Source organism: Acetobacterium fimetarium (assembly GCF_014284475.1).
Classification (GTDB): Bacteria; Bacillota; Clostridia; order Eubacteriales; family Eubacteriaceae; genus Acetobacterium; species Acetobacterium fimetarium.
In genome coordinates, this window is record NZ_WJBC01000001.1 from 71,983 (window position 1) to 88,386 (window position 16,404).

Consider the following 16,404-nt stretch of genomic DNA (forward strand, 5'->3'; position numbering starts at 1 on the left):
TTATATCGTTGACAAGCCCCTGAAATCGAGAGGCAGAATTGTTTTTAATAACGAACCCAGTCAACCACCAGGGACTGCTCCTCCTTTGCGGATGTCCCATCGAGCCAGATCGGATACCATGAATTGATCATCAGTTTCATTTTTTCCTTTGGGATCCCATCAGCCCACCCGGTTATAAAGATGTCGTCGATATAAAAATCAACCCGTTCTTCGTAATACTCAATCCGGTAATTGTGAAATCCTGCGGTTGGATCGAAACTGAGATCGCCCTCGTATGTGTTTTGTGCCTCTCCATCTGCATAGGTCGTAAGCAGCAGCTTGCCGTCCGGCTGGTTATGAACTTCAACATCAATCTCATACTCATAATCCGGCGCTTCATACAGAAAAAATCCGCTGATGGAAGAAGGCACATTCGGCAGTTTCATCCGTATCTCATAAGCACCGTATCCCTGGCTGGCCGTGGTGGCGATTTCCCCGCCTTCCAGTTTCCGAGCCGGCATGGTTATTTTCAGTTTTCCGTTATCTACGGTAACATTTTTGCTTTTTAACTCGGTTCGGCCCAGAGTCTTGTTCGAAACCGCCCAGATCGTTGTATCCATTTTTTTAAACTCTTCCTGGGTGCGGTAACACATGAATTTTTCCGTTGATTGTATCTTTGACAAAACCGTCGCCCCCTTATTCTCCGGCGATTGATCCCAGACGGTGATTTCAATGCGGTAACTCCCGGTCTCGACATCCTGGGGAATAGTCCAGCCGATGTCCTGTGTTATTTCACTTGCTCCGGCTGCCGTCGATTTTTTAATCTCGGAATAAACGACTTGATCAAGTCGGTTCAGCACCTTCAGGTCGGTCCAGATTTCTTTGGTGTCTTTGGTATTGTTTTTGATATCAATACTGCTCACCGCGTTATCCAATGGAAAATACGCTCCGGAAGGATAGGACGCATCAATTTTAAACCGCTCCTCGTTTTTGTTATTCACTTTCGTGATTGGATTTGCCAGGAACAAAACCAGAATGATTCCGCAAACTGCTGTTACTGAAATTGCGGCCAGCAAGATGTATTTTCTGTTCATCGACGGCACATCCTTTCTTTTTTTTCGATCATTCACTATTTTTAAAACCCAGCGGTGTTTTTTACGACAAATGACTTAATTTTTCCGGGATCATAAATAGTGATAATGTTATATTCCTTTGTCGTTTTATCCTGAACAGTCTGGTATTTATTGCTGATCACTCCGTCATACGCGTGTTCTTTGCAGTACCGTTCGATGATATATCCCGATTTGTTCTGTTCGATATAGCTTTTTTTCTGCCCGTCGTAGGTTCGATTGAGCAGATGGAGCCTTCTGTTTCTGGAAACCAGCAAGTCGATCTCATTTTTATTTTCAAAATACCAGTCATGAACTTTTTTATAATCTGCAGAAACTTCTTGTGTTGTTTCATTGGCATCCAGTTTCAGCATGCGCAGTGGTTCTATTGTCTCAACCTCTATTACACATAACTTTTCATTTTTATAGATGTCTGATTTCAGAATTTCAATCCAAAACGGCACGTACGCCTTTTCCGTTAAATAAATGCCGTTTCCATTATCCTGAATGTAATTTCTTCCTTTTAATCTGAATCCTTCCTTCAGGATGGACTTGGCCCTTCTATCACTGGTTATATGGTAGAGTTTCATCTTCTGCCTCCTGCATTGATGGACGCGATCGCAAAAATCAGCACAATGAAATCAAACAGTCCGTTAACTGACTGCAGCACCGTTCATACGTAAAAATGCTATTGTTCAACCGCATCAAGTTCGCTGTCTAAATCCTTGACAGACCCTTCGGGTTCATTTGGGGATAACGCCATGACAAAGCCGTCAGTGGGGTCTGTAAATGCCTGAGCTTTTTCAAAACTCGCATCAAGCAGATGCCCTCCCATGGTTCGATCTTCAGAAATAAAATGGAAATGATATCCCGGAACGTTCACACCGCCAACATACTCTGGGCACCATAACCCGACAATACTTCCTTTAACGTCGCTGAAATTGAAAACGACCTGTTCCTTGACAACCTCGGTCATGACTGGATAGGGTTTTTGCTGACTGGGAACGGAGCGGGCCTTGATGGTTTTGAACGTGCCATCGATTCTGAACACGTAAAACATATTTTTGTTTTCGATGAGTTTGTCTAGCTCGGCTTCCAGGGCCTCTAGGTTTGCAATATTGGCAAGATCCACTGTTGCATCTTCATCAAAATGTGTCACTGCAGCAAAAGGGGTGGTTTCAGAATCATTCACTTCAAGCACTTCACCGGTGGATTTTATTTTATACACTTTATTGTCAATCATGACCATTTCACCATCAAGCGTATTGAAGGTTCCAATACCGACATTCCCATATTTTTTTAGATCACCAAAAGTCTTGAATCCGTCATAATTACCTGCCAATAGCGAATTAATGGTGGATACCTGATAGAGTGTATCATTTTTCACCATCGACAACGCTTCACCATTTGAGTTTGAACATCCAGCCAGCAAACCGGCACACAAAACAGCCAACAGCATCAGTTTCATTTTATTTTTCATAACTTCTCCCCTTTTTAACAAAAATAAAAGGCCGATTACTTAACCGGAACGTGTCTGTCAAAAACAGGTCTAACCTGAAAAGCACACAACATACGATGACAAGCAATTAGCCTTTGCATTATTCGTATCGAATCACTTCCAATATTTTGCATTTTCAACGGTTCCTCGATAGCCGTAAAAAGTGACATAAATCCCTGTATTATCATCATTAAACCAGATCATCATGGATGTGGGATTATTCTCATCGCTCAGGTTTACTTTTGTGATGGTTTCCAAGCCATCTGTTCCAAGCAGCGCTTTCACTTCTTCATAAGTCATTCCTGGTGTGATGCTTGCCACCTGATCCTCGGTTACTTTAGCATTGCTCAAGGCAAATATTTTTGTGTTGTCAGTATTGTATACCGCTTTTGTATAAACCAAATTATCGGCATCATAAAAAACCGATACACCAAATCCGGTATCCGCATCAATGTAAATGTATTCGCCATTCGATTCCTTTGGCGTGCCGTTCAATGCCGCCTCCACCTCGTCTTTTGTCTCACGAAGCTGGACGGTATTATAGAAATTCAAGGCATCATCTTTCGAGACTTCTTTATCGCAGCCAGAAAGCACGATGACAACCCCCAGCAAAAAAATGGCCACTAAAAATCTGCTCAATCTTGTTTTTGTCATATAACTCTTCCCCTCTTTTTACACTAAAATCATTGATGTCCACGATCCAAACCAAGACAAAAAAAGCGCACCAGGTTAAACCTGTCCGTATCATTTAAGCCAGCCTCATTGATCAGACTATTTTTCCCGATACTTTGCCGAATAAACAGTTCCTTTGAATCCATCAAGCTGCACCGTAATGGCTGTCCCATCTGGATTGATCCAGGCCATACCACAGAGCGGCTTCTCCTGATCGAGTGGATTGGCCGCACAAACTACTTCAATTCCCTCCCCACCGAGGAGAAATCGCAACCATTCGTAGGTCATCCCCTTTTTTATGTTGGCCAGTTGATCTTTTGATACGGTTACATTGCTTAAGGCAATCAATTCACTTTCGCCATCGGGAGTGGCAATTCCTTTAAGCGTCACCTTACCATATACATTGTAATGAATAAAAACGCCGTAGCCGGTATCCCGGTTGATATAGGTATGCAGCCCATCTTCGTCAACTTCTGAAGTAACGGCCAAGGTATCTTCTACGTCTTTCCTGGCCTGCTCCATTTGAACCTTATTATAAAAATCAAAAATCAGCTGTTCATCAGCATCATATTTTTCTCTAAATGAGTCGTGATCGATTGAGTCATGGTCTGAAACACTTTTACTTCGGCTTATCAGCATAACGCTCCAGAGCAGCAATAACAGAATACCAATCAAGTGCAGAATCATCGCTGTTTCAGACATTATACTCTCCCCCTTTTTTAGAATCAAGTATTCTTGAGTCGTTTCTCTTTATTTTTACCCCAATCGGTAATTACGATCAGTTACTTCAGCTTTCCATGCTGATCCGTTTCATCACCCTTTCCTCATTGAATTTAATCATATCATAATCATAGATTTCTTCTGCCGCCGTGGGACTCAAGGCCCTGCTGAATACATAACCCTGTATTTGGTCGCAGTCGCCACGCCGCAGGATCAAGAACTGCTCCCAATCTTCAATTCCTTCAGCTGTGATCGTCAAATTCAAACTGTGCGCGAGCATGATCAGACTATCGATGACTTCTATATTATCGTCATTCAGGAACTTATCATTAATTGATTTATCCAGTTTGATTTTATCAACCGGGATATAGGTCAGATAATTAAGCGAGGAATATCCGGTTCCAAAATCATCCAGGACGATCCTAATCCCGGCCTTTTTTAATTGATTGAGAAACTCCATTGTCTTCTGATTGTTCTCCAGCAGGATGCTTTCTGTAATTTCAATCTCAATCGATTTCGAATCCACGTGATTGTCCTTCAGCTGTTTTTGTAAGTGTTCAATGTATCCGGCATCTCGCAGCTGCTTGCTTGAAAAATTGATCGCCACCGTTTTTTCGGTTAATCCATGTTCGCGCCAGGACACGATTTGTCTGACGGTTTCTTCCACGACCCATCTTCCCATTTCAATAATCAACCCGTTTTCCTCCGCTATCGGAATGAACCGGTCCGCCCCAATTTGATATTTTTTCATTCTCAGAAGGGCTTCAAATCCGGCAATCATCCCGGTTTTCAAATCAACCGGAGGCTGATAGCATAATTCAAAGCCATCTTCCTGCAGCGTCTCTCTCAGCATTGATTCAACAATAATCTTCCGATTCATTTCTTTTTTCATCTCATCATGATAGTAGACATAATTGTTCTTGCCGTCATGCTTGATGCTATACATCGCGGTATCAGCATTCATCAACAATTGATTGATGTCGGTGCTGTCAGTGGGATAGCAGCTGATGCCCATGCTGATGCTGATGTAATTCACAGTACCCTCCAACAAAAAAACATTCTCGAAAACCGAATTGATTCGTTTGATATAGGTTTCTATTTCTGCCGGTTTTGTGGTGTTCATGATCAGCACTAAAAACTCATCGCCGCCAAGCCTCGCCATGAGCATGTTTTCATCCGTAATTATTCTTAGACGCGCCGCTATTTCTTTCAGCAACTCATCACCGCAAGAGTGCCCCAGCGTGTCATTGATCCGTTTGAAATTATCAATATCAAAAAGGAAAACTGCTCCTCGATGCTTCGCCTTCAGCTCTTCTGACAACTTATCGATAAAACTCATGCGATTCGGCAGACCGGTCAGGAAATCGTGTTTTGCCAGATACTTGATATACTCATCCTGTTCCTTCAATTTTGTTGTGTCGACGAGAATACCATGTATTTTCTTCGTATCGCTGGCGGGGTCCAGAATCCCTTTACCGCGGACTAAAATCCATTTTTTGTCGTTTTCTTCCTCTCCTATCGGGACCTGAATGTTGATTTCAGTCGTTTCGCCATGCAAATATCGATTCAATTCGAAAACGAGTTTTTCGCGATATTCTTTGGCAACAATCTTGTCCAGGAGTTCAATGACATTCTCCTTTTTTTGATTTTTGCATTGACGATTCGCGAAAAATTCTCCGATACCATCAAATCATTTGTTGCCAAATCCATTTCCCAAACCGCACTGTTCGTGCTTTCAATCGCTATCTCAAATTTCTGGTTCAGGATGCCCACTTCTTGAGCATGCTCACGGACGATTTCATACTGGCTTCGCAGCGCACCTTCCGTTGCCGCCAGTTCTCCATACGTCATCTTCAATTTGTTGTTGGTTTCTCTCAACTGATTTTGTATCGTTCTGCGCTTTATATTGTCTACAATTAAAATAAACGTGACTAGTGTCAGACATAAAACGATGATCCCAATGGCGATCAACGCACTGCGATACTGCATCAGCGGATTTTCATCTTTATTGATCAAAACCGCACCTTCCGGAATCAATCGTTCATCAATATTATATTTCTTAATTAAATTGTAGTCAAACGAATAGAAATAGGGTGTCTCTTCAACTAAGTCGATGGCTTCAACCGGTTTGCCGTTGAGAATATCCATGATCATTTGACCGGAAATTCGTCCAAACGCTTCAAAATCAATCACTTTCCCCCCGAGCATACCCTTGCCAACACCGCCAAGCGTTGCCGTATAGACTGGAATCTGCGTATGTTCTTTTATGAAAGCATATTCACTGTCCAAATCCAGATAGGCTCCTGTTTTGTCGACGTTCATATTCAGAAAAACAGGAATGGTGTCATCATCCAGCGATTCCAGCATCCCGCCAATTTCTTCAAAGGTATAATCGGATACATTTAAAATGCTGAATTCCAGGTCTGGAAAAGATGACTGTTCCGTTTTAAACTGTTCCTGATCACCAATCCCCGTCAGTGTGGAGTCCGCTAGTGCCACCACTTTCTTTGCCGCAGGGCTAAATGCCTGGGCAATTTTAATCGTATCGGTTAACGACATCTTTTCAAGTATCCCTGTTATATCGGGATTTAAAGCTGCCTGTCTGGCAAATTCCAGGTCATTGATCGCCAAAAAGACGATGGGTGTCCGGGGAAATAACTCAGTCTGGTAATCCACTGCAAATTTCAGGGCATTGTCATCGCCGACCATAACGGCATCATACTGGGGTACATTTTTCAATTTGTAAGATAGGATCTGATAAAAAAGCTCTTTGTTTTCTGTTGTATCGAGACGTTTTGTATCCATGAATTCAATATCAAGAACGACATTGTCATCCAGACTCGATTGAATGCCTTTAATCTGATCAGGAATCGTCTCATAGCTTTCGCTGTAGGAGCTGATAAACAGCACATGTTTCTGCCCATCTGCTGCGTCGACTGATGTTGTCGGCGTTAGCATAATCAGAAAAATAAAAGCAATCAGATTGAAGAAATAATAACCAATTCGATTTTTTCTGCTCTTATAAAAAGACATCTCCGACTCCCCTCTTATTCAAAATTCACTGTTACGATCATCCCGGGCGCTTGCACAACGACCAGGAGCTTCCCAGCAAGTTTGCACCAATCAATTTTCACATTGGTTGACGTATAAAATACCTGGATTATGGTTTCGGCCACTCAGCAAACATTCCATCAAGCGCTTTTTTTATGTTTTATTTACCCTTTTTGTCCGAACCCAAACAACTGTTTTCATTTTATCATCAGACAACACCATTTACAATCGCAACATGTCAAATCGGCCAATAAAGATCACCTTGATGCGTTGTCAATATCATGAACATTTTGCTGTGATTTATGGTACAATTTTATCATTACTGAAATTTGAAATTGATGAAGGCTAGCAAGAGGAGAAAATAATTGCATAAAAAGAACAACAGCACCGAAAATATCAGCGCCGCCCACCTGACGGCGTTGCTGACCATTCTAATCTGGGGAACCACTTTTGTTTCCACTAAAATTTTACTGAACGACTTTACTCCCACTGAAATACTAATTGCCCGTTTTGTTCTGGGTTTCCTGGCCCTGTTTCTCATTTATCCGCACCGCTTAAAGGTTACTGATAAGAAGCACGAAATTGTTTTTGCATGCGCCGGACTGTGCGGGATGACCCTTTACCAGTTTCTCGAGAATATGGCTTTATCGTATTCTCTCGCTTCCAATGTGGGGGTGATTGTTTGCATCGCACCTTTTTTCACAGCCATTCTGGCCCAAGTCTTCCTCGACGGCGAATCGTTAACGCCGCAATTCTTTGTCGGTTTTCTGATCGCAATCTCAGGAATTATTCTAGTCAGTTTTAATGGCAGCGCCACTTTTGAACTAAATCCACTCGGTGATCTTCTGGCCGTCGTGGCCGCTATGGTCTGGGCGATTTATTCCATCCTCGGCAGAAAAATCAGTTCTTACGGATACAATACCATCCAGGCTACCAGACGCACTTTCTTTTATGCTATAATCTTTATGATTCCACTGACATTTTTCTTTCCCTGTGACTGGGAATTCGCACGTTTTGCTGATCCGGTCAATTTATTTAATATTGCCTTTCTTGGATTGGGCGCATCCGCATTCTGCTTTGTCACATGGAATTTTTCGGTTAAAGTCCTTGGGGCTGTCAAAACAAGTGTTTATCTCTATCTGAATCCGGTGATTACCGTCATCACCGCGATGATCGTTCTCGAAGAAAAAGTCACCATAATGGCAGCTGCGGGAACGGTTCTGGCTCTGACGGGTCTAATTGTCTCGGAAAGTAAATTTAGTTGGCGAAAACGCAGCCGTGATGCAGATTCCAAAACCGGTGAAGAAGTCCTCTGAGACACCAGGCCTTTCTCCATGCTGATCCGTTTCAGAAATGATAAAGCCAACAGAATCGTTATGGGATATATAACAACTATGTTGGCTTTATTGTTTTGATTTCTTCGTTTGGTGATTCAGAATTCATTTTTTTCAAGGATCTTCTCAAGCTCTTCTGTATGACTCGAAAGTTCTCTGATTGTCTCCTGTGACAGCGCTTCATCAGCGATGCGGTTGCCATCGTGCAGCATGGCATCCAATTCATCATGCAAGTTTTCCATCCTGTTGCTTATTCTGATGATCTCTTCTTTGGTGTCAATCCGGCTTCTGACATCATCAACGGTGACAAAGTCCTCATCATCCAGCGTGTATTCGGAAACCTCTCTGATGATCGTGCAGTCATAGCCGAGGATGTTTTTTACCGTTGTGGCAAAGGCCTCCTTGGCGACTTCATCTCCGTGAACAAGGAAAACGCTCTTCGGCTTCGCCTTAAAACCGGAAAGCCATTCCAGCAGATAATCCCGGTCGGCATGTGCCGAAAAACCCTCCAAAGAATAGATTTCGGCATTGACGCGAACTCTTTCCCGCAACAGCCCCACAAATTTCTCGCCTTTTATGATCGCTCGGCCGAGTGTCCCTTCCGCCTGGAATCCGACAAAAACAATGCTGTTTTTTGACAACCAGAGGTTATGCTTCAGATGATGCTGCACTCTTCCCGCATCCGCCATTCCGCTTGAGGCAATGATGATTTTCGGGGACTTGTTATGATTCAGTTGCTTGGACTGATCGACGCTTCGCGTAAACTTCAGATTTTTAAAATTGAGGATCTCATCGCCTTTGGCAATCTGATTTTGCGTTTTCTCATTGAAATACCGGGCATTTCTCCTGAAAATCTCCGTCGCATTTGTTGCAAGCGGACTGTCGACATAAACCATGATTCTATCCAGTGTTTTTCGGTGCTTTTCATGACTCTCATAAAACAATTCCAGATCACGGATCAGTTCCTGGGTTCTGCCCAGAGCAAAGGAAGGAACGACAATCGTCCCGCCGCGGCTGATCGTCTTGAAAATAATGTCCATGAAACGCCTTGAGCTTTCAGCATGTGTTTCATGAGCTCGATCACCGTAGGTCGTTTCCATGATCAGATAATCTGCTTCTTCAATCAGCGTCGGCTCATTGAGCATCAGCTGATTTTTATCCCCGATATCTCCGGAATAAACCAGTTTTGTTTTCTTTCCGCCTTCTTCAATCCAGAGTTCGACAATGGCGGCCCCCAGAATATGGCCGGCATCACATAATCGCACCGTCATCCCGGGACCGATTTCGATCATCTGACCATAATTCACCGGGCTGAAATACCGGGCACAGACGGCAGCTTCATCCTGAGTGTAAAGTGGCTTCACCTGCGCCCGACCGGAACGGCGGGATCGCTTGTTTTTCCAGGCTGCATCCATTTCGTGGATATTTCCGCTGTCCTGAAGCATGATATCCGCGATTTCGGCGGTTGCACCGGTGCAGTAGATTTTGCCTTTAAACCCGCCTTTAACCAGAAGTGGTATCCGGCCACAGTGATCAACATGAGCATGACTTAAAATCATAAAGTCGATCTCCGATGGCATAAAATCAAAATCCAGATAATTCAATTCCTCCAGCGCCTCGTTCCCCTGGAACAGACCGCAGTCCAGCAGGAATTTATACTTGTCTGTGGTTATCAGGTGACAGGAACCTGTCACGGATATGGCCGCTCCCAAAAATTTGACCTTCATCTCATTCACCTCTTTCAGAAATAGTTATCGGCAATTAAAATTGTCTTTCTGATACCGCCGCAGTAACTCATGTGATTTCTTCAAATTTCGTTAAACGATCTTTATTTTTTATTTACCCCGCAATTGACAACTTACGCTCATTGCTCGCTCTTTTCATTAAACTTCTGGTTTGAATAATTTTATTCGCCACTGTCCATTAATCGTATTTGCTTATTCAAATGCAGAAATGCCTGATTTAAACCGGCCTCTGGTTTCACCCTTCTTTTACATTAAAATGAATTATATATTAGAATCACTCTTGATTTATTTCCAATTCGTAGTATACTTAATATATTAAATTTCATTCACCAGGAGGATTTTAAAATGGCTATTGTATGGACTCCTAACCTGTCCGTAGGCGTGGAAAATATTGATTCTCAGCATAAAGTATGATTTGAGAAAGCTGACCAACTGTTTCAGGCCGGTAAAAATGGAAAATCAAGTGAAGTTGTGGTTCAGTTATTTGATTTTCTCGATGATTATACAAAGCAGCATTTTCACGATGAAGAAATGTATATGCAAAACATTCGCTATCCCGAGATCGAGGTGCAAAAAACTGCCCATAAGAAATTCATTGCGGATCTTGCTAAACTGAAGACGGAATACCAGACTTCCGGGGGTAATATTTCTCTGATTATCAACGCCAACCAAATGATTATTGACTGGCTGACCAAACATATTTTCAACATGGATAAAAAAATTGGTGCTTACGCCAAAATAATAAAATAAAAAGCCGAATACTAAGTTAATCATTTCAAGTTGCCGGCAAGCGATCCGCGTTCATCTCATGATGGTTTGATTCGGCAACGCGACACACGGAGAATAGGATGGAAAAAATAGGACTCATCAACTGTTATAAAACAGCACAAAACTGTGGCGGGAAGGGCTGTAAAAAAGCTTATAAAGAAAGACGGGACGGCTTCGAACGCTATGCGGATGAAGCTGTTAAAATGGTCCGTTTTACTCACTGCCACGGCTGCGGCGAAAAAGCCCTTGCCGGTGTGATGAAGGAAGCTGATAAAATGGCGAAAAAGGGTGTCACAACCATCTATCTTTCTTCCTGCATGCAGTCTGTTTGCAAATATCACGACGCGTTCATCGCCGAGTTGTCAAAACGATTTGACGTGATCGATTATACCCACGGCACTGAAAAATAAATTAAGAAAAAAGCACCCCTTACCAGAGTGCTGAGATGATTAACAAACGCTTTATTTGACATCCTGATACTTCTGAATGGTCAGGATGTTTTTATTGTCCTCAAAACGATAATTCACCGAATCCATGCTCTTTTTAACCATCAGAACACCCAATCCGCCGATATCACGATCGTCAGCCGTCAGGGTGATATCCGGCTCCGGGTTGTCAAGCGGGTTGAACGGATTTCCCTCATCGATGAATTGAATTTCCAGCAATGGCGGGTCGCCGCAAACATCAAACTGAATGACCACGTTTCCCGTGTCAGGGGCATAGGCATAATTGGCTATGTTTACATAGATTTCTTCCACCGCCAAATCAATCTGATACTGCGTTTTCATGCTGGCCCCTACCGTCTCAAGTTCTGCATCAATAAATTCGAGCACCCCTGGCAGGTTTTCCGTCGACGCATTAACGGTCAATCTCTTCATAATAATTGTTCTCCTTTACTGTTGGTCAATAAATCCATTGAAACGCCCAGTACTTCAATGGTTTTAATGGGATGAAATCCAAGCCTCTCATAGAAGATTCGATTGTTTTTGATATTGCTGTTTTCAAGATAAATCGGACAGTCGCGGAATTTATCAATGGCATATTCCATCAGTGTCTGACCGGCTCCTTTCATGACGGAACCGATCATAAACAGATAATGATGTTCGCGGTTATAATGATAACGTTCCGTGATCAGTCCTTCGTTTTCCAGTTTTATCAGGCTTTTAATTTGCGTGATCATTAAAAATTTGAGTATTTCTCCAAACATTCCGCTTGTAAGGGCACTGCGCAAGCTGAAAAATGGCATTCCCTTGAAGTTCCAGATAGATACCCCGACAATTTTTTCATCAACGACGGCCGTATGAACTTCGCCGTTTTTATTATAGTAGTCAATCATCAGTTTCAAATACCGCCGCAGTTCCCGTTCATTCTCAAAAATCGCCTGATAAAGCGGATCTTCTTTAAACGCTTGCGTCAAAACATCGGTGATCTGGTTCACCCCATCGCGGTTCTGTTTTTGGTCTATTATTGTCATCATACCTGCCTCAAAAATATTTCTTTGTCGATTTCGAAAAATGTAATATCATCGCGTGTCCAGATCTCCCGGCCCCCCAAAGATGACAGGATGGCATTTCCGTTCGGGGTAATTGCATATGAAAATATTCGCGCGATGGGATATCCCGCCTGATGCTTCCGGCTCAGAAAATCACGAGTTGACTCCACCAGTTGCTTTGAAACACCCTGGTGACGAAAGGACTCACCGACAACATGGTCAAACAGCAGAATGTGGTTTCCCGCACACTTTTGCAGCGGCCTGATTTCCGTATCGCTAAGATCGTCATCAATATATTCCTGTTTCAAAGCCCCCCGTTCGTAGACTGCGGTGGTCACATTGAAAAAGCCGAGAAATCCCATCAGCAGGTCTTCAGCATAAGCGGCAATAAATCCATCCCTGAATTTCAGAAACCGTTTCAACGCCATGCCTTCATTTGTCAGTATTTCATTCCCAAAAATCCTGATATCGAGGTCAAGAATGTCTTGGAATTCCGCCACTGTCATATTGCAACCGTATTTAATCCTGATGTTCATGATCTTATTCCTCAAGCTTGAATCCAAGCATGGTGATATCGTCAAACTGTGGTTCGATACCGGCAAATTTGTCCACATCCTCTAAAATGCTTCCGCAGAGTGACTTGATATCATGCTCTTTATTTGCGGCGATCAGAGCAGTCAAACGGTGTTCGCAGTAAAATTCTCCGGCCGGATTGTTGGCCTCGGTAATACCGTCGGTATAGAGATAAATGATATCACCTTTATCGATTTTTGATTCATTCAACGAATATTTAGCCGTTTCAATACCGGCGCAAACAAATCCTTTTTTCCCGGTCAACATTTCAACCGACCCGTCCTTCTTCCAGATAACTGCCGGATCATGACCGGCATCGCACCACTGAATTGCGCCGCTTTTCAGATTGATAACGGCAATAAACAGAGTGACAAACATGCCCTGTTCGTTGTTTTTACACAGGCTGATATTGGCTTCGGTCATGACCTCGTCAACCGGCAGATGCCGCAGCACCAGGTCTTTTACCGTGGCCTTGGACATAGCCATAAACAAAGCGGCTGGAACCCCTTTGCCCGACACATCACCGATGACAATGCAGAAGTTGTCGTCATCCACAAAGAAGAAATCGTAAAAGTCGCCGCCGACATCTTTCGCCGCCCGCATCGATGCGTAAATCGAAAATTCGTTTCGGTCCGGGAAATTGAAATTGTGCGGCAACATCCCTTCCTGGATCAGCGTCGCAATGCGAAGTTCGGTTTCGATACGTTCCCGCTCGGAGGTGACCGTTGTCAGCTCGCTGATATAGCGGATGATGTCACTGGTCATTTTATTGAATGCTTCAGCCAGAATTTCGATTTCATCACCGGTTTTTACATCGATGTCCAGCGCCACGAGCTGCCCCAGATCTTCATCCACATTGGTATTGACAAAATCCGAGGCGTTGTCGACAATCACCTGAAGCGGGCTGATAATCGACCGGTTCAGGAAAAACAGATAGATTCCGATAAAAAAGCCAAAAATCAGCAGCGCGATGGCAGATACCAGCATGATGTACTGGCTGAGTGTCTGGTTGATGACTTTCATGGACATATCCGCACCCACCACCAGCAACGGATTTCCATTGGCGTCGCGGATAACGTCGAATGCGCTGATCAGATAACCGAATTCGCTGTCATTCGTGATATAGATTTTAGCTGCATCAGGATTTGTGAAGAGCTCGTTTGCCGACTTAATATCTTCTACCGGGTAATAGTCGGTCCCCAACAGATCGCCGAGCACAAAATGGCCTTCTTCCCCCGGCTTGGTTCCCTGGGCGAACACATGCAACCCCTCTTTTGTTGGCACATAGGCATACAGATACTCGAGATGGTTTTCTTCCTGAATGACCTGAAGCTGTCTGACAAACAGATCATAATCCGCGTCGGTCGCCAGTGTCTCATAATACTGATTCACCTTGTCTACCGGCACCAGTTCTGCCGCGGTGTTTACCAGCGACGTGATGTTGTCCTCGTATCGGGCGAACATCGAATCGCGGTAACTGAAATAGGATACCAGGATGATGGCGGCGCAAAGCACCAGTGCCAGAATCATACTTGCCGATGTGAATTTGGTTCTAAGACTTATTTTTCGAATACGATTTGGTTCTTTCATAAAGACCACCTTGTTCTATAGAATTATGAGTAGGTTATTGAAAACGAGTGTTCGGTTGTATGCGAAAGCTTTTGCTTTTTTACGGACGATGGAAACGCCGAGGTAATCCAGGGCTTCATCCGGTTCATCTGATTCTTCAAATGGATTGTAGCTGGTGCTGTCGTCGCGCATCCGGATGTAAATATCCTCATCGAACAGCGCGATTTTTATATTGATATAGTGCGGTTTGCCGTCGTTGAATCCGAAATTGATGATATTGGCTGCCAGTTCCTCAATCGTCAGATTGATAAAATACGCATCTTTTGCATCGATCTCAAGCCTTTCACAGAAAGCTTCAATCTCCTCGACACAGCGCGGGAGCTCCGTGATATCGGAAGAAAGTGACGTTTCTAATAACGCATCCTGACTGATGACCGGTTCGGTAAAAAGCAACAGATTGCGATAGCCGCCCTTTTTCTTCATCACGACCGCAATGATCAGTAACATCGCCGTTGTGATGCTTTCCGCTGCAACCAGAGCCATCGCCGTTCCCGAAACGCCGAAAGCCGGGATAAACCAGGCTGAAAAGAACAGCAGCAGCAGAAACCCACGCATGAAATAAATGGCTCCCGCAAAAACCTGGCGCTTGATCGTCTGGTAAAAACTGGCCATGACACAGTTGAAACAGCTCTGAATCACCGAAAGCGCAAAGATCCGGATCGACAGAACCACAAGCGGTAAATTCTCCCGCATGCCGAACAGCGATGCTATCGGTTTGGCAAACAGCAGTAGAATCAGGGTGCAGAGAACCCCGAGGATCAGGGAAGTCCGCAACGATAACCGCATCGTGTTGTAGATGCCTTCGGTATCCTTCTCGCCCATAAAAGTCCCCACCAGCGGCGTCAGTGAAAGTGAAATACCGTCAAACACAGCATAGGCAAACAACGAGATGTTAAACAGAATATTGTAGACCGCCAGCCCGCTGAGGCCGGCCACCGCACTTAAAATATTGTTGATCACAATCAGCGTGATACCCTGATAGACAAATGTCGATGCAATGCCAAATCCGCCCCGAAAAAGCCGGTAGGCAGCGGCCGGCGAGAAAGACGCCCGGTGCAGCTTCAGATGATTGTGTTTTTTTAAGAAGTGCAGCAGATAAATCATGACGGCCGTCAGCTGTCCAAGCACCATCGCCAGGGCGGCGCCGAAGACGCCCATGCCCAGGTCGAAGATCAAGATCAGATCAAGCCCGAGATTGACCACCACCGACACGCTGATGCCGATCGTCGATAAACCCGGATCGGCATCGCTTCGAATCAGCAGCGAAATCACCGGCGCCAGAATAAATACCGGGGCCGTCATCACAATCGGACCGATGTAGTCTTTGGCATCGGCAAGTCCCGTACCGCCTGACAACACGATCAGTTGCGGCAGAAACAACATCCCGAACACCGCGATCAGTACCCCAGTAATCACCGAGAAAAGCATGGCCTGGGTAAAATAAGCACAGGCCCCGTCTTTATCCTCGGCGCCGATGCATTCCGACACCTTGAGGGAACCGCCCACGCCAAAAGCATAACCGATCAGATTATAAACCATGTACACCGGCATCGCCACGGCCAGTATCGACAGTCCCGTTTCGCCGAGCGCATTTCCCAGGATAATCGCGTCCACAAATGTGCCCATTACCACTCCCGCCGCGGCGAGGATACTGTTGACTGCAAAGACACGAAATGCCTTGCTGACAAAATGTTGATTGTTCATGCAATCCTCACCGTCATTGACAAGCGACGGCGTGATGCCCTTGTCTATCAATCCGCGATTTCCCATTACGAATTGGCACATCACTTTGCCCGCAACGCCATAAACTTTTACTATTTCCATATGTGTCCGG

Annotated in this window: 15 protein-coding genes and 1 pseudogene; 3 read left to right on the forward strand and 13 right to left on the reverse strand. The window is 44.2% G+C overall.

Annotated elements, in window-relative coordinates; all coding sequences use genetic code 11:
* Window positions 1-44 precede the first annotated feature (44 nt).
* The 7 genes from GH808_RS00310 to GH808_RS00340 all read right to left on the reverse strand — a co-directional run bounded on the left by GH808_RS00310 (window position 45) and on the right by GH808_RS00340 (window position 7,011).
* The gene (locus tag GH808_RS00310) at window positions 45-1,073 is read right to left on the reverse strand and encodes a glycoside hydrolase family 16 protein (protein ID WP_186840807.1); all 1,029 of its coding nucleotides are present in this window, start codon (window positions 1,071-1,073) and stop codon (window positions 45-47) included.
* A 41-nt stretch (window positions 1,074-1,114) separates the two neighbouring features.
* Window positions 1,115-1,678, reverse strand: a complete 564-nt coding sequence (locus GH808_RS00315) for a hypothetical protein (RefSeq protein WP_186840808.1) — start codon at window positions 1,676-1,678, stop codon at window positions 1,115-1,117.
* Between the two features lie 98 nt (window positions 1,679-1,776).
* A complete protein-coding gene (gene budA, locus GH808_RS00320; protein WP_186840809.1) occupies window positions 1,777-2,568 on the reverse strand; it encodes an acetolactate decarboxylase in 792 nt (263 codons plus the stop codon).
* Window positions 2,569-2,700: 132 nt separating this feature from the next.
* Complete coding sequence (locus tag GH808_RS00325; protein WP_186840810.1) at window positions 2,701-3,240, reverse strand: hypothetical protein; 540 nt, start codon at window positions 3,238-3,240, stop codon at window positions 2,701-2,703.
* Window positions 3,241-3,357: 117 nt separating this feature from the next.
* Window positions 3,358-3,960 (reverse strand): hypothetical protein, encoded by a 603-nt coding sequence (locus GH808_RS00330; RefSeq protein ID WP_186840811.1) that lies wholly within the window; start codon window positions 3,958-3,960, stop codon window positions 3,358-3,360.
* An 85-nt stretch (window positions 3,961-4,045) separates the two neighbouring features.
* Entirely contained in the window at window positions 4,046-5,548 is a 1,503-nt protein-coding gene (locus tag GH808_RS00335) for a putative bifunctional diguanylate cyclase/phosphodiesterase (protein ID WP_186840812.1), read from the reverse strand.
* Window positions 5,545-7,011 carry an ABC transporter substrate-binding protein gene (locus GH808_RS00340; RefSeq protein WP_186840813.1) on the reverse strand — a complete coding sequence of 489 codons (1,467 nt, stop codon included), beginning with the start codon at window positions 7,009-7,011 and terminating at the stop codon, window positions 5,545-5,547. Before GH808_RS00340 ends, GH808_RS00335 begins: the two co-directional genes overlap by 4 nt.
* Window positions 7,012-7,394: 383 nt before the next feature.
* Here GH808_RS00340 and GH808_RS00345 point away from each other — a divergent pair, with 383 nt between their 5' ends.
* On the forward strand, window positions 7,395-8,345 hold the full coding sequence (locus GH808_RS00345) for a DMT family transporter (protein WP_186840814.1): 951 nt from the start codon (window positions 7,395-7,397) through the stop codon (window positions 8,343-8,345).
* A gap of 116 nt (window positions 8,346-8,461) precedes the next feature.
* Here GH808_RS00345 and GH808_RS00350 read toward each other — a convergent pair whose 3' ends face one another.
* Complete coding sequence (locus GH808_RS00350) at window positions 8,462-10,090, reverse strand: MBL fold metallo-hydrolase RNA specificity domain-containing protein (RefSeq protein WP_186840815.1); 1,629 nt, start codon at window positions 10,088-10,090, stop codon at window positions 8,462-8,464.
* 444 nt (window positions 10,091-10,534) lie between these two features.
* Between GH808_RS00350 and GH808_RS00355 the strand changes: the two are divergent.
* Both GH808_RS00355 and GH808_RS00360 read left to right on the forward strand, forming a co-directional pair.
* Window positions 10,535-10,858 (forward strand): annotated as a pseudogene (locus tag GH808_RS00355) (bacteriohemerythrin); the annotation flags it as partial.
* A gap of 98 nt (window positions 10,859-10,956) precedes the next feature.
* Window positions 10,957-11,286, forward strand: a complete 330-nt coding sequence (locus GH808_RS00360; protein ID WP_186840816.1) for a CGGC domain-containing protein — start codon at window positions 10,957-10,959, stop codon at window positions 11,284-11,286.
* A gap of 51 nt (window positions 11,287-11,337) precedes the next feature.
* On the opposite strand, the gene GH808_RS00365 is transcribed toward GH808_RS00360, so the two are convergent.
* Genes GH808_RS00365 through GH808_RS00385 form a run of 5 tightly spaced genes read right to left on the reverse strand, consistent with a single transcriptional unit; the run spans window position 11,338 to window position 16,394 of the window.
* Window positions 11,338-11,754 (reverse strand): ATP-binding protein, encoded by a 417-nt coding sequence (locus tag GH808_RS00365; RefSeq protein ID WP_186840817.1) that lies wholly within the window; start codon window positions 11,752-11,754, stop codon window positions 11,338-11,340.
* Window positions 11,751-12,353, reverse strand: coding sequence for an N-acetyltransferase (locus GH808_RS00370; protein ID WP_186840818.1), 603 nt, complete (start codon window positions 12,351-12,353; stop codon window positions 11,751-11,753). Before GH808_RS00370 ends, GH808_RS00365 begins: the two co-directional genes overlap by 4 nt.
* Entirely contained in the window at window positions 12,350-12,904 is a 555-nt protein-coding gene (locus GH808_RS00375) for a hypothetical protein (protein WP_186840819.1), read from the reverse strand. The genes GH808_RS00370 and GH808_RS00375 overlap by 4 nt, the downstream gene beginning before the upstream one ends.
* A gap of 4 nt (window positions 12,905-12,908) precedes the next feature.
* Window positions 12,909-14,531, reverse strand: a complete 1,623-nt coding sequence (locus GH808_RS00380; protein ID WP_186840820.1) for a SpoIIE family protein phosphatase — start codon at window positions 14,529-14,531, stop codon at window positions 12,909-12,911.
* Window positions 14,532-14,546: 15 nt separating this feature from the next.
* Window positions 14,547-16,394, reverse strand: a complete 1,848-nt coding sequence (locus GH808_RS00385; protein WP_186840821.1) for an MATE family efflux transporter — start codon at window positions 16,392-16,394, stop codon at window positions 14,547-14,549.
* Window positions 16,395-16,404: the final 10 nt, after the last annotated feature.

What these genes read in the sequence shown, in the direction of transcription:
- GH808_RS00325 (WP_186840810.1), bottom strand. Translation starts at nt 3,240, where the DNA reads ATGACAAAAACAAGATTGAGCAGATTTTTAGTGGCCATTTTTTTGCTG.
- budA (WP_186840809.1), bottom strand. Translation starts at nt 2,568, where the DNA reads ATGAAAAATAAAATGAAACTGATGCTGTTGGCTGTTTTGTGTGCCGGT.
- GH808_RS00330 (WP_186840811.1), bottom strand. Translation starts at nt 3,960, where the DNA reads ATGTCTGAAACAGCGATGATTCTGCACTTGATTGGTATTCTGTTATTG.
- GH808_RS00360 (WP_186840816.1), top strand. Translation starts at nt 10,957, where the DNA reads ATGGAAAAAATAGGACTCATCAACTGTTATAAAACAGCACAAAACTGT.
- GH808_RS00315 (WP_186840808.1), bottom strand. Translation starts at nt 1,678, where the DNA reads ATGAAACTCTACCATATAACCAGTGATAGAAGGGCCAAGTCCATCCTG.
- GH808_RS00310 (WP_186840807.1), bottom strand. Translation starts at nt 1,073, where the DNA reads ATGAACAGAAAATACATCTTGCTGGCCGCAATTTCAGTAACAGCAGTT.
- GH808_RS00340 (WP_186840813.1), bottom strand. Translation starts at nt 7,011, where the DNA reads ATGTCTTTTTATAAGAGCAGAAAAAATCGAATTGGTTATTATTTCTTC.
- GH808_RS00375 (WP_186840819.1), bottom strand. Translation starts at nt 12,904, where the DNA reads ATGAACATCAGGATTAAATACGGTTGCAATATGACAGTGGCGGAATTC.
- GH808_RS00365 (WP_186840817.1), bottom strand. Translation starts at nt 11,754, where the DNA reads ATGAAGAGATTGACCGTTAATGCGTCGACGGAAAACCTGCCAGGGGTG.
- GH808_RS00385 (WP_186840821.1), bottom strand. Translation starts at nt 16,394, where the DNA reads ATGGAAATAGTAAAAGTTTATGGCGTTGCGGGCAAAGTGATGTGCCAA.
- GH808_RS00380 (WP_186840820.1), bottom strand. Translation starts at nt 14,531, where the DNA reads ATGAAAGAACCAAATCGTATTCGAAAAATAAGTCTTAGAACCAAATTC.
- GH808_RS00370 (WP_186840818.1), bottom strand. Translation starts at nt 12,353, where the DNA reads ATGATGACAATAATAGACCAAAAACAGAACCGCGATGGGGTGAACCAG.
- GH808_RS00350 (WP_186840815.1), bottom strand. Translation starts at nt 10,090, where the DNA reads ATGAAGGTCAAATTTTTGGGAGCGGCCATATCCGTGACAGGTTCCTGT.